The sequence below is a fragment of the Citrobacter sp. wls714 genome, assembly GCF_005281025.1.
GTDB classification, from domain to species: domain Bacteria; phylum Pseudomonadota; class Gammaproteobacteria; order Enterobacterales; family Enterobacteriaceae; genus Citrobacter; species Citrobacter werkmanii.
In genome coordinates, this window is the sequence record NZ_SZWZ01000061.1 from 60,617 (window position 1) to 73,481 (window position 12,865).

A 12,865-nucleotide genomic window follows, 5' to 3' on the forward strand; every position below is an offset into this window, starting at 1 on the left:
CGGCTTCCGGGCCGGAGGATTACTGCCTCTCTCAGAACATCAGCCTTGCAACCAGCGGCGCTACCAGCACCATCACCACGCCAGAAAGCATCATCACCAGGCTAGCCACTACGCCCTCCTGTTGGCCAAGCTCATATGAGCGAGCCGTGCCTGCGCCGTGCGATGCAGCGCCAAAACCTGCGCCTTTCGCCATCCCTTCGCGAATAGAGAGCCGCAAAAACAGCACATCGCCGACCGCCATCCCGAATACGCCAGTCACGACCACGAACAATGCCACCAGATCCGGTTGACCACCCAATGGCTCTGCCGCCGCCAGCGCAAATGGCGTAGTGACGGACCGCACCGCCAGACTGCGCTGAATTTCATCAGGCAGCATAAACAGGCGCGCCAACCAGACGGAACTGGTGACCGCCACCAGTGTCGCCGTAACCACACCCGCCGTCAGCGACATCCAGTGACGTTTAATCACGGCGAGGTTGTCATAGACCGGAACGGCGAAGGCAATGGTTGCAGGACCTAGCAGCCATAGCAGCCAGTGCGATTCACCAATATAGTTTTGCCAGGAGATATGTCCAAAGACCAACATCAGCACCAACAGCGCCGGAGTAAGCACTAACGGCATCAGCGGTAATTTACGAAAGCGGCGATACAGGCGCTTGTTGGCAAAATAGATGCCCAGCGTAATCACCAGACACAGCACGCTTAACTGGAAATTACTCACGGTTTAACCTGCTCATTTCATAGCGATACACTTTATCCACGACCCATGCCGTTGCGCCAAGCACCATCATCGTACTTAGCGCAATAACGGCAAAAATACGCCAGCCATCAACCAGTAGCAGTTGCGTATAGTTAACGACGGCGACCACCGCCGGGACAAAAAACAACAGCATTTCAGCCAGTAACCAGCGAGCACCCGCGCGGATCCAGTTCAACGGGATAACCCGGCAGACAATCAACGCCAGCATCAGCACCATCCCAACCAGGTTGGCAGGAAGCGGCAGATGCAGCCAGGAGACAAGGTATTGAGCAAAAACAAAGAGACCTGCGTACAACAGAACCTGAACGGGGATCTGGAGTCGATGAATAACGGCAGGCGTCACGCGGCTTATCGCCACAGCCATGAGGGTATGTCCTTAAAAAATAGAGAGCGCCAGTATAGAGAGCCCCCGTCCAGGACTGAAATGAATTAAAATCATTGCAGGCATAGTCTTAAGGAATAATCATGGATATCAGAACGCTGCGATATTTTGTTGAGGTGGTGCGTCAGCAGAGCTTTACCCGCGCAGCGGAGAAGCTCTTTGTCACCCAGCCCACCATCAGCAAAATGTTGAAGAACCTTGAAGACGAGCTTAATTGCACGTTGCTCATCCGCGACGGGCGGCGGTTGTTGTTAACCGATACCGGACAGGTCGTGTTCGAACGCGGCCTGGCGATCCTCGCCGAGTTTCGCCAACTCGAAGCAGAACTCAGCGACATTAATCACCTCAACAAGGGAATACTGCGCCTCGGTATCCCGCCCATGGTTGGTATGTTGATGGCTGGCCCCATCAGCCTTTTTCGCCAGCGTTATCCCGGCGTGGAACTGAAGGTGTCTGAATTTGGCGGTTTAACCGTCCAACAGGCGGTGATGAACGGCGATCTGGATGTTGCAATGACCGCGCTACCGGTTGAAGAAGAGAGTGGTCTGGCGACCTTACCGCTTTTCAGTCATCCGCTCTGCGTGCTGGTCCCCCGCTCCGGTCAATGGACAACGTGCGACTCCATTTCCCCCGAAGCGCTGGCGGAGCATCCGCTGCTTATATACAACGAAGATTTCGCGTTGAGCCGTCAACTGCTTGAGTTGTTTAACCAGCACAACGTAAAACCGCGTATCGCTGTGCGTAGCGGACAGTGGGATTTTCTGGCGGCAATGGTCCAGGCCGGCGTCGGGATCGCCATTTTACCGGAGCCGATTTGCCAGCGGTTGGATAAGCAAACGCTGCGCTGGCTCCCTCTGGAAAGCGACTTACGCTGGCAGTTGGGTATGATTTGGCGCGAAGGTGTGTATCTGTCGCACAGCGCTCAGGCGTGGCTGAAATGCTGCGAAGGGTTTTGGTTAACGCAGGCGTCGTAAAATGCCGGATGGCGACATAATCACCATCCGGTTACATTTACTGATTCTCGATCAACAGCGCTTCCAGCAAATCCAGATCGTGCAATAGCTTTTGCAGCGTTTCATTGCTGATTTCACGCGTGGCGCGCAGATGATAAAGCTCGGCGCGTTCTGAACGCAGCGCCGCCAGACGGAACCGTCGCTCCAGGTTCTCTTCCTGCATTGAGCTTTCTACATCGTTTCGCCCATCGGCGCGACGACGCAGGTTACCAATAACACGGGAACTCACCTCGGTCAGCAGCTGATTATCAATGTTCTCTTCGCTATCCGCAGCCAGACGCTCCTCCATTTTCTGGATCGCGACAATCGCTACTTCCGCCGTGGCAGCGCGGGCAATGCGTTCCTCTTTTTGCTGTTGCGAGTGGTCTGCAACTTCCAGATGCTGTAGCAGAATCGGCAGCATCACCACGCCGACAAACAGCGAGAACAGAATCACGCCCGCGGCGAGGAAGATCAGTTCATAACGCGCCGGGAAGCCGCTACCATCCGGTAACAACAGCGGAATGGAGAGCACACCGGCGAGGGTAATAGCCCCGCGAACCCCCGCAAAGGAGGCAATGAGGATTTCACGCGTTGTCCAGGAGCCAAACTCCATCGGCTTTTTCTTCAGGAAGCGCAGGCTGAACTTCTTCATGGTCCACAGCCAGCCAAAACGTACCAGCATCAGCGCGGCATAAATCAGCACGATATCGGTAAACAGCATCCAGATTTCAACGTTCGGATCGACTTCTGCCGCCGCCAAAGATGACTCCAGAATTCCCGGCAACTGTAGTCCTAACAGCAAGAAGACCATGCCGTTAAACACAAACTCCAGCATCGCCCAGGTGCTGTTAGCACGTAAACGCATCGCCAGCGGCGCGCGGCGCATCACCCCAGAACGGGTAATCGTCATGCCGGCAGCGACCGCCGCGAGGATGCCTGAAACACCAATGTGTTCCGCAATCAGATAAGACGCAAACGGCAGCAGGAACAGCAGGACGATTTGCGTTGCTGGCTCATCACCGCCCCAGCGGCTAAGAAAACGCAGGGAGCGTCCGTATAACCAACTGACGACAAAACCGGCCAGGATGCCGCCAATCGCCACTTTGAAGAACTCAACCGTCGCGCCGCCGACGGTAAATACCATCGTGCCCATCGCCACGGCCACGGCAAATTTCAGCGAGACCAGGCCGGACGCGTCGTTCATCAACGCTTCGCCCTGCAGGATGCCCATGATTTTCTTCGGGATACGCCCCTCACCTACAATACCGGAAAGGGCGACGGCATCGGTTGGCGACAGCACGGCCGCCAGCGCAAAAGCCGGGATGAGAGGGATCCCCGGCACCAGCCAGTAAATCATAAAGCCAATCCCGACCACCGTGACCAGAACCAGCGCCAGCGCAAGGCCGAAAATCTCTCGCCCGTGCTCCAGAAACTCACGCGTTGGCGTCTTCCAGCCATCGGCAAACAGCAGCGGCGGGATAAACAGCACCAGAAACAGCTCAGGATCGAATTCCACATGCAAACCAAACGTCGGCCACGCCAGCAAGGCGCCGATGGCGATCTGCATAAGGGGTAATGGGAGTTGGAAGGGCAATACGCGAGTAAATACCCCCGACAACGAGACCACAAGGGTCATGATGAGTATGGTGAAAAAGATTTCCATGCGTTCCCTGTTTGCGATGTTTCTTATGATTGGTGATAAAGGCGTCGTGCCTTAATTCTATCTACTTGAGAGTAACGCAAAAGACAACGAGTGTGTTCTGAAAATAAAAACGGGCGGCCTGAGCCACCCGTTTTCAGGAGCGTCATCGAAGCAAAATCAAATAGCCCAACCGCCCGCGTAGAAGGCCACCAGCGCGATAGCAATCACCACCGTACCGATGTTCAGTTTGCGCCATTCGCCAGAGACAATGCGACCAATGACCAGGGTAGCAAAACCAATCATAATGCCGGTAACAATGTTACAGGTCAGGACGATAAATACAGCAGTGACCAGACCCGCCATCGCGTCGACAAAGTCAGCAAAGTCGATTTTCGCCACGTTACTCAGCATCAGCAGCCCCACATACATCAGCGCAGGCGCCGTTGCGTAAACAGGAACAAGATAAGAGAGCGGAGAAAGGAACAGGATCAGCAGGAACAATACGCCAACGGTGATCGCCGTCAGGCCGGTTTTGCCACCTGCCGCCGTACCCGCTGCGGATTCAATGTAAACCGCTGCTGGTGCGGCCCCTACCAGACCAGAGAACACGCTGCTCAGGGAGTCGGTGGTCAGCGCTTTGCCGCCATCGATAATTTGTCCGTCTTTATCCAGCAGATTCGCCTGTCCGGCCACCGCACGGATGGTTCCGGTCGCATCGAAGACCGCGGTCATAACCAGCGCCAGCACGCTCGGCAGAACGATCGGGTTCAGTGCGCCCATAATATCCAGGCTGCCGATCAGCGAGTTGCCGTTTTCATCGCTCAGAGACGGCATGGCAAAAATACCGGAGAAATGCACGGCCGGATCGAAAATCAGGCCGACGATGGAGATACCGATAATGGTCAGCAGGATGCCGCCCGGTACTTTCAGTTTTTCGAGACCAATAATCACCGCCAGACCAACCAGCGACATAATCACCGGGAAGGTATCGAAGTCGCCCAGCGCAACCGGCAGGCCATCCAGCGGGTTCTTAATAACCAGACCAACGCCATTGGCCGCAATCAATAGCAGGAACAGGCCGATACCAATCCCCGTACCGTGCGCAACGCCCTGCGGCAGATTGCGCAGGATCCAGCTACGGATACCGGTCGCAGAAATGATGGTAAACAGAACCCCCATCAGGAACACCGCGCCCAGCGCCACAGGCACGCTAATATGTTGTCCCAGCACCAGGCTGAATGCGGTAAACGCGGTCAGCGAAATGGCGCAGCCAATCGCCAACGGCAGGTTCGCCCACAGGCCCATCACAATAGAACCGACGCCCGCAACCAGACAGGTTGCCACAAACACAGCGGCAGGCGGGAATCCGGCTTTACCCAGCATCCCCGGAACGACGATAACGGAGTAGACCATGGCCAGGAACGTCGTTAATCCGGCAACGACTTCTTGACGAACGGTACTGCCGCGATGCGAAATTTTAAACCAGGCGTCGAGTGAGCCGCCGGTACGCGCTGAAGGCGTAGACATAGAAAACATCCCCTGAGAGTTTATTTTTTCGTCATTATGCGTGGTGGACAATCCACTGCCTGCTAAACGATTTCTCCATGTGCCAGCTTTGCGTCAATAGGGGTGTCGCAAAAAAGCAAACGTTTAGCTCCGCGCATAAAAAACGGGTGATAAAAAAAAGCAAACGATTATCCAGCGATCATACGTTGGTTTTCAACTGAACTTTGCCGCTTTTTACTCATTTCTTCTTATAATGCGCAAGAAATAGCCAGACGATGCGCAAACGTTATCGTCAATGCGCAATCTGGCAACAAATTTCGCTGAGTTATTACAAGATTTGCATTTATTTTTCACGTCTGCTCGCGCAAAAAAATGCATGAAGATACAGAAAATTTTTTGGCTAAAAAGCAATCAATTCACTGGCAAATAGAACGGGGTGGCTTACACTTACTTTATCAACACAGACCGGAACCTCCCCAAACGTGCTCGACTGAGGGGTGTTGATGTCGGGGGAAACCCTCCCGTGAACCAGCGGGATAGAGTGAAAGACAAAGACCGGAACCAAACTAAAGCGCCCTCTGTGGCGCTTTAGTTTTATACCAATCAATCGTCTTCCAGCAGGCGCGCCCCGGTCCCCTGCTCACCAAGCTGATCGCCGGGGTTACGCAACGGGCAATCACTGCGGGATAAACAGCCGCAGCCAATACACCCATCCAGTTCATCGCGTAACGCCACCAGAGTATGAATGCGTCGGTCTAACTCCTCGCGCCATTGCGAAGAGAGTTGCTTCCACTCTTTGGCGCTGAGCGAATGCCCTTCAGGTAATACGCCTAACGCGTCGCCGATGGTGGCCAGTGGAATGCCGATACGTTGGGCAATCTTGATAATCGCTACATAACGCAACACATCGCGTTTGTATCGACGCTGATTGCCCCTGTTGCGCATACTGCTGATTAATCCTTTGCTTTCATAGAAATGCAGGGTCGATACCGCTACACCGCTACGCTTTGCAACTTCACCTGGTGTGAGCAGCGCTTTTATCCGGGGTAATTTCTTTTCCATAAATCGCTTTACCTCAAGTTAACTTGAGGAATTATACTCGCCCACAGACAAAACGACGAATCGAACACTGAGAAAGAGGCAACTCTATGTCCCATCAGCAGATTATTCAGACCCTTATTGAATGGATTGATGAACATATCGATCAACCGCTGAACATTGAGGCGGTTGCGAAAAAATCAGGTTACTCAAAGTGGTATTTGCAGAGAATGTTCCGCACGGTGATGCGCCAGACGCTGGGTGACTACATCCGCCAACGTCGGCTTCTGCTGGCCGCCGTTGAACTACGGACGACCGAACGGCCTATTTTCGATATTGCGATGGATCTTGGCTATGTATCGCAGCAAACCTTCTCGCGCGTATTTCGCCGAGAGTTTGATCGTACTCCCAGCGATTACCGCCACCGCCTGTAAAATTATTGCCCGCTCTGCGTCAGTATGGCGGGCGAGCGTTTTATCCAATCCATGAACTCCTGCGGCGGCAGCGCCTTCGCAAAATACCAGCCCTGGCAATACTGTACGCCGCGTTCAAGCAACCACGCGATTTGCTCCGCCGTTTCCACCCCTTCCGCAACCGTCTTCAGATTTAAGCTTTGCGCCATCTCGATGATATGTTCGGCAATCAAGTGACTGGTGCTGTTAGTGGCCAGCGTGCTAATAAACGATTTGTCGATCTTCAGGATATCGATATTCAATGCTGACAAATTATGGAGGTTGGAATATCCCGTGCCAAAATCGTCAAACGCCACTTCAAAACCGGCCTGGCGGAACGCCTGGATGATGGGCGTCATTTTATGTACATCGATAAAGCCACGCTCTGTCACCTCAACTTTAATTTGCCGGGCCGCCACGGAGTACTCATGATTTTTTTCAGCAATCAGGGCAATCAGTCGGGATGAATGAAAGTCAGAAGCAGAGAGGTTAATCGAGATAGACAACTGAGGATTCGCCGAAAGAAAATACCCCAAATCGTTGAAGACTTCCTCAACAACGTAATCCGTGATCTGCTCAATCATTCCCTCTTTTTCCGCCAGCGGAATAAACTCCGTTGGGCTCATCACCTCACCTTTACAGCCTGGCCAGCGTAGCAAAGCCTCCGCCCCGACACATTGTCCATTTTTGATGTCAATGATCGGCTGGTAGTACAGGCAAAGCTGACGTTTCTTGATCGCACGTTTCAATAAGCGGCGGGGAGAGAGGTATTCCTGACGCGTGCGCCACCACATGAGCAGTATCAGGATGCTGCAGATAATCCCAAAGGGGATCGTTAACGCCGCCTCATGATAGAAAATCTGATTCACACGAGCGTCAGAGGTCGAAACAATAATCGCGATGGGTCGCTTTTCTGAATGTACGATGGTATAGAAGCGCTCGCCCTGCTGGAATGTTGAGGCCTCATCGCGTATCAGCGGCGAGAATTGCGCAATATTCGCCCCTTCGCTGGAAGAGAAAAAGGTATCCGTTACCGTGTCATACACCCCCCATGACAGATCCGGATCATCTGACATGACTTCGCTGTAAGATAATGGATTGATGACGACAACGTAGTTTCCCCGTTGCATGTACGTCATTTTGTAGCCAGCGAAAAAGGGGGTATCGCGGTAGTAATAGATGGAGACGTCCGGCGCGCGTTTATAGTCGGCTGTCGCCATAATATATGGGACTCGCGGCATCATTGACGTAGAGCACAAAAAATGATCGCCCTGCGCATAAATTAGCTCACTGATATATAAACGACCACGAATAATATTCAGCATACTTTTCTGATGGGCAGGAGTACACATCTTACCCTGGTACAACTGGGCCATATCACGCGCTAAATCGGCCTGGAAGATCACCAATTCCGTTTTATTTAACACCAGTTGAGCAAAAGAGCTGAGTTGATTACGGGTTTCGGACATCGCCCGGATGTGAGCAAACCATAACGCCAGTACCACGGGGAGCAATACCACCATGAATGTTCCGAAGAACTTCAGCATCTTGCGTCGCGCACTGTGATTCATGTCAGCCCTATTTCCCTGTTTCGTATATGCCAGAACCCATTAGGCGGGATGCTATAAACACTGACTGATTAAGTTGCATGAATCTATCATTATTAGCAACAGACTTCTCTATGTAAAAATCTGATAATAGTTGATGATGATATTATTTTTCCGTAAGGCAAACTTAAAGTTATGCTTATTTCATAACATTATTATCAACAAGTAGTAATTTTTTATGAGCATTATCCTGGTCGCGTTTAAGAAATTCATTAAATTTTTTAACGAATAATTTAGGATAAACATAACAGGTAATTCATATGCATCTTTTTATTAGATTATTTGTTATCGGTTTTTTTTATTAAATATAACCATATAGAAAGCATGGCTATTACCTTGCAAAAATAACCTCTAACACTGGTGAACAAACGAGCAAATGTGATATAGTTCACACAATTCATGTAACAGAAACAATGTTTCATTCGTGTTATTGCCCGTCGAGAGCCAGAGTACTACACCCTCGGTGAACACCCCCGCGCTGTCATGGGCATCAAGACTTTCTGAGGACGTTTTTTCATGGCAACGATAACAACTGGCGTGGTTCTTCTGCGATGGCAGCTACTCAGCGCGGTGCTGATGTTTTTAGCCAGTACGCTCAATATCCGTTTTCGTAAATCAGATTATATTGGCCTGGCCGTCATTAGTAGCGGTTTGGGACTGGTTTTCGCCTGCTGGTTTGCAACCGGGCTGCTCGGCATAACCCTGGTGGATATGTCCGCAATCTGGAAAAACATTGAAAACGTGATGGTTGAAGTGATGAGCCACACACCGCCAGACTGGCCGATGGTGTTGAACTGATAAAAAATTACATATGGCTACCCCAGTTTTGAGGTAGCCATAATTTTTCGTATAAAGCAGAAAAATTAGAACGGAATATCGTCGTCGAAATCCATCGGCGGCTCGTTAGACGGCGCTGCCGGAGCTGACTGCTGCGGGCGAGACTGCGCGCCGCCGCTGAACTGATTGCCGCCCTGCGGCTGCTGAGGCTGGCCCCAACCGCCCTGCTGCTGACCGCCGCCTGCCGGAGCGCCACCACCCTGACGGCCGCCCAACATTTGCATGGTGCCGCCAACGTTAACCACAACTTCAGTGGTGTACTTTTCTACGCCGGACTGATCGGTCCATTTGCGGGTACGCAGCTGGCCTTCAATATAGACCTGAGAACCTTTACGCAGATATTCGCTGGCTACTTCTGCCAGTTTGCCGAACAGCACAACACGGTGCCATTCAGTCTGCTCTTTCATTTCGCCGGTCGCTTTATCACGCCAGGATTCGGAAGTAGCCAGCGTAATGTTGGCAACTGCGCCACCATTCGGCATATAGCGTACTTCCGGGTCCTGGCCCAGATTACCGACGAGAATCACCTTGTTTACGCCTCTGCTGGCCATGATCGTGTCTCCTGAAAAACGTTACTGAATAAGTGTAAGCGCGGGATTGTAGCATTTCCAATAGCGCTTTTACTACGTTGCGAGATCGATTCCAGTAAACAACCCCGGATAGACATTGTTGCACAGACACCTGCGTTTTGCATTCCAATACTGTATATCCATTCAGGTCAGGTTGTGTCATAATTAACCGTTTGTGATCGCCGGTAGCACCATGCAGCCAGGCAAAAAAGCGTTTAATCCGGGAAAGATGAATGGATAAGATCGAAGTTCGGGGCGCCCGCACCCATAATCTCAAAAACATCAACCTCGTCATCCCGCGCGACAAGCTGATTGTCGTCACCGGGCTTTCGGGCTCAGGCAAATCTTCGCTCGCTTTCGACACCTTATATGCCGAAGGGCAGCGTCGTTACGTTGAATCCCTTTCCGCGTATGCGCGTCAGTTTCTGTCGCTGATGGAAAAGCCGGATGTCGACCACATTGAGGGGCTGTCTCCCGCCATCTCAATTGAACAAAAATCGACGTCCCATAACCCGCGATCCACGGTAGGTACAATTACCGAAATTCACGACTATCTGCGCCTGCTGTTTGCCCGCGTTGGCGAACCGCGCTGTCCGGATCACGACGTTCCCCTGGCGGCGCAGACCGTGAGTCAAATGGTGGACAACGTCCTCTCGCAGCCGGAAGGCAAGCGTCTGATGCTGCTGGCGCCGATAATTAAAGAGCGTAAAGGTGAGCACACCAAAACGCTGGAAAACCTGGCAGGCCAGGGCTATATCCGTGCCCGTATCGACGGGGAAGTGTGCGACCTGTCCGATCCGCCCAAGCTTGAGCTGCAAAAGAAACACACCATCGAAGTGGTGATTGACCGCTTTAAAGTACGTGACGATCTTACCCAGCGCCTGGCGGAATCGTTTGAAACCGCGCTGGAACTGTCCGGTGGTACGGCGGTGGTTGCCGATATGGACGACCCGAAAGCGGAAGAGCTGCTGTTCTCCGCCAACTTCGCCTGCCCGATCTGCGGTTACAGCATGCGCGAACTGGAACCGCGTCTGTTTTCATTCAACAACCCGGCGGGCGCATGCCCGACCTGTGACGGCCTCGGCGTACAACAGTATTTCGATCCTGACCGGGTGATTCAAAACCCGGAACTGTCGCTGGCCGGTGGCGCTATCCGCGGCTGGGATCGTCGCAACTTCTACTACTTCCAGATGCTTAAGTCTCTGGCAGAACACTATAAATTCGACGTTGAAGCCCCATGGGCCAGCCTGAACCCTACCGTGCATAAAGTGGTGCTGTACGGTTCCGGTAAAGAGAATATCGAATTTAAATACATGAACGATCGCGGCGATACGTCCGTACGTCGCCATCCGTTCGAAGGCGTATTGCACAATATGGAGCGCCGTTATAAAGAGACGGAATCCAGCGCAGTACGTGAGGAATTAGCCAAATTCATCAGCAACCGCCCGTGCGCCAGCTGTGAAGGAACGCGTTTGCGCCGGGAAGCCCGTCACGTCTTTGTCGAGAATACGCCGCTGCCCGCCATTTCCGACATGAGCATCGGCCATGCGATGGATTTCTTCAACAACCTGAAGCTTGCCGGCCAGCGAGCGAAGATTGCAGAGAAAATTCTTAAAGAGATTGGCGATCGTCTGAAATTCCTGGTCAACGTCGGCCTCAACTATCTGACGCTATCGCGTTCAGCGGAAACGCTCTCCGGCGGCGAAGCCCAGCGTATTCGCCTGGCGAGCCAGATCGGCGCGGGTCTGGTCGGCGTGATGTACGTGCTGGATGAACCGTCTATTGGTCTGCATCAGCGCGATAACGAACGTCTGTTGGGCACGCTCATCCATCTGCGTAATCTGGGTAATACCGTGATTGTGGTCGAGCACGATGAAGACGCGATTCGCGCCGCTGACCACGTTATCGATATCGGCCCCGGCGCTGGCGTTCACGGCGGTCAGGTGGTTGCCGAAGGGACGCTCGACGACATCATGGCGGTGCCTGAGTCGCTGACCGGCCAGTACATGAGCGGTAAGCGTAAAATTGAAGTACCGAAACAGCGCGTGGCAGCCGATCCGGAAAAAGTGCTAAAGCTAACCGGCGCACGCGGCAACAACCTGAAAGATGTCACCCTGACGCTGCCGGTTGGCCTGTTCACCTGCATTACCGGGGTTTCCGGTTCGGGTAAATCGACGCTGATCAATGACACGCTGTTCCCGATTGCACAGACGGCGCTGAACGGCGCCACGCTGGCTGAACCTGCGCCGTACCGCGATGTTCAGGGCCTGGAACATTTCGACAAAGTGATCGACATTGACCAAAGCCCGATTGGTCGTACTCCGCGATCCAACCCGGCAACCTACACCGGTGTGTTTACGCCGGTGCGCGAACTGTTCGCTGGCGTACCAGAATCCCGCGCGCGCGGCTACACGCCGGGTCGTTTCAGCTTTAACGTCCGCGGTGGACGCTGTGAAGCCTGTCAGGGCGACGGCGTGATCAAAGTTGAAATGCACTTCCTGCCGGATATCTACGTGCCGTGCGACCAGTGTAAAGGCAAGCGCTATAACCGCGAAACGCTGGAGATTAAGTACAAGGGCAAGACCATCCACGAAGTGCTGGATATGACCATTGAAGAAGCACGCGAGTTCTTCGATGCCGTCCCGGCGCTGGCGCGTAAGCTACAAACGCTGATGGATGTGGGCCTGACGTATATCCGTCTCGGCCAGTCGGCCACTACGCTCTCCGGCGGCGAAGCGCAGCGCGTGAAGCTGGCGCGCGAACTGTCAAAACGCGGCACCGGGCAGACGTTGTATATCCTTGATGAGCCGACCACCGGTCTGCATTTTGCGGATATTCAGCAGTTGCTGGACGTGCTGCATCAGTTGCGCGATCAGGGCAACACCATCGTGGTGATTGAGCACAATCTGGACGTGATTAAAACGGCGGACTGGATTGTCGATCTCGGTCCGGAAGGCGGCAGTGGCGGCGGGGAAATTCTGGTTTCCGGCACACCAGAAACTGTCGCCGAGTGTGAAGCTTCACACACGGCACGCTTCCTCAAACCGTTGTTGTAATCATGCCCAATGGCGCAGCGC

11 protein-coding genes are annotated in these 12,865 nt (G+C 53.1%); 4 read left to right on the forward strand and 7 right to left on the reverse strand.

Going from position 1 to position 12,865, the window contains the following annotated elements; translation table 11 throughout:
- Positions 1 to 31: 31 nt before the first annotated feature.
- Entirely contained in the window at positions 32 to 721 is a 690-nt protein-coding gene (locus FDX11_RS12125) for an LrgB family protein (protein WP_003031745.1), read from the reverse strand.
- A complete protein-coding gene (locus FDX11_RS12130) occupies positions 714 to 1,124 on the reverse strand; it encodes a CidA/LrgA family protein (RefSeq protein WP_042312969.1) in 411 nt (136 codons plus the stop codon). The genes FDX11_RS12125 and FDX11_RS12130 overlap by 8 nt, the downstream gene beginning before the upstream one ends.
- Positions 1,125 to 1,225: 101 nt before the next feature.
- Here FDX11_RS12130 and FDX11_RS12135 point away from each other — a divergent pair, with 101 nt between their 5' ends.
- On the forward strand, positions 1,226 to 2,116 hold the full coding sequence (locus FDX11_RS12135) for a LysR family transcriptional regulator (protein WP_137397979.1): 891 nt from the start codon (positions 1,226 to 1,228) through the stop codon (positions 2,114 to 2,116).
- A gap of 37 nt (positions 2,117 to 2,153) precedes the next feature.
- Here FDX11_RS12135 and FDX11_RS12140 read toward each other — a convergent pair whose 3' ends face one another.
- The 3 genes from FDX11_RS12140 to soxR form a co-directional block, all read right to left on the reverse strand.
- Positions 2,154 to 3,800 (reverse strand): Na+/H+ antiporter, encoded by a 1,647-nt coding sequence (locus tag FDX11_RS12140; RefSeq protein ID WP_061382687.1) that lies wholly within the window; start codon positions 3,798 to 3,800, stop codon positions 2,154 to 2,156.
- A 156-nt stretch (positions 3,801 to 3,956) separates the two neighbouring features.
- The gene (ghxP, locus tag FDX11_RS12145; RefSeq protein ID WP_038636284.1) at positions 3,957 to 5,306 is read right to left on the reverse strand and encodes a guanine/hypoxanthine transporter GhxP; all 1,350 of its coding nucleotides are present in this window, start codon (positions 5,304 to 5,306) and stop codon (positions 3,957 to 3,959) included.
- Between the two features lie 582 nt (positions 5,307 to 5,888).
- The gene (gene soxR, locus FDX11_RS12150; protein WP_137397980.1) at positions 5,889 to 6,347 is read right to left on the reverse strand and encodes a redox-sensitive transcriptional activator SoxR; all 459 of its coding nucleotides are present in this window, start codon (positions 6,345 to 6,347) and stop codon (positions 5,889 to 5,891) included.
- An 86-nt stretch (positions 6,348 to 6,433) separates the two neighbouring features.
- Here soxR and soxS point away from each other — a divergent pair, with 86 nt between their 5' ends.
- Positions 6,434 to 6,757 carry a superoxide response transcriptional regulator SoxS gene (soxS, locus tag FDX11_RS12155; protein ID WP_005132611.1) on the forward strand — a complete coding sequence of 108 codons (324 nt, stop codon included), beginning with the start codon at positions 6,434 to 6,436 and terminating at the stop codon, positions 6,755 to 6,757.
- Positions 6,758 to 6,759: 2 nt separating this feature from the next.
- On the opposite strand, the gene FDX11_RS12160 is transcribed toward soxS, so the two are convergent.
- Positions 6,760 to 8,346: an EAL domain-containing protein gene (locus FDX11_RS12160; protein ID WP_137397981.1), complete on the reverse strand. Its 1,587-nt coding sequence runs from the start codon at positions 8,344 to 8,346 to the stop codon at positions 6,760 to 6,762.
- A gap of 552 nt (positions 8,347 to 8,898) precedes the next feature.
- Here FDX11_RS12160 and FDX11_RS12165 point away from each other — a divergent pair.
- Positions 8,899 to 9,180 carry a YjcB family protein gene (locus FDX11_RS12165; protein ID WP_038636276.1) on the forward strand — a complete coding sequence of 94 codons (282 nt, stop codon included), beginning with the start codon at positions 8,899 to 8,901 and terminating at the stop codon, positions 9,178 to 9,180.
- 65 nt (positions 9,181 to 9,245) lie between these two features.
- Here FDX11_RS12165 and ssb1 read toward each other — a convergent pair whose 3' ends face one another.
- The gene (gene ssb1 / locus FDX11_RS12170; protein ID WP_003826621.1) at positions 9,246 to 9,770 is read right to left on the reverse strand and encodes a single-stranded DNA-binding protein SSB1; all 525 of its coding nucleotides are present in this window, start codon (positions 9,768 to 9,770) and stop codon (positions 9,246 to 9,248) included.
- A gap of 251 nt (positions 9,771 to 10,021) precedes the next feature.
- On the opposite strand from ssb1, the gene uvrA reads away from it, so the two are divergent.
- The gene (uvrA, locus tag FDX11_RS12180; protein ID WP_137397982.1) at positions 10,022 to 12,844 is read left to right on the forward strand and encodes an excinuclease ABC subunit UvrA; all 2,823 of its coding nucleotides are present in this window, start codon (positions 10,022 to 10,024) and stop codon (positions 12,842 to 12,844) included.
- The last annotated feature ends 21 nt before the right edge of the window (positions 12,845 to 12,865 follow it).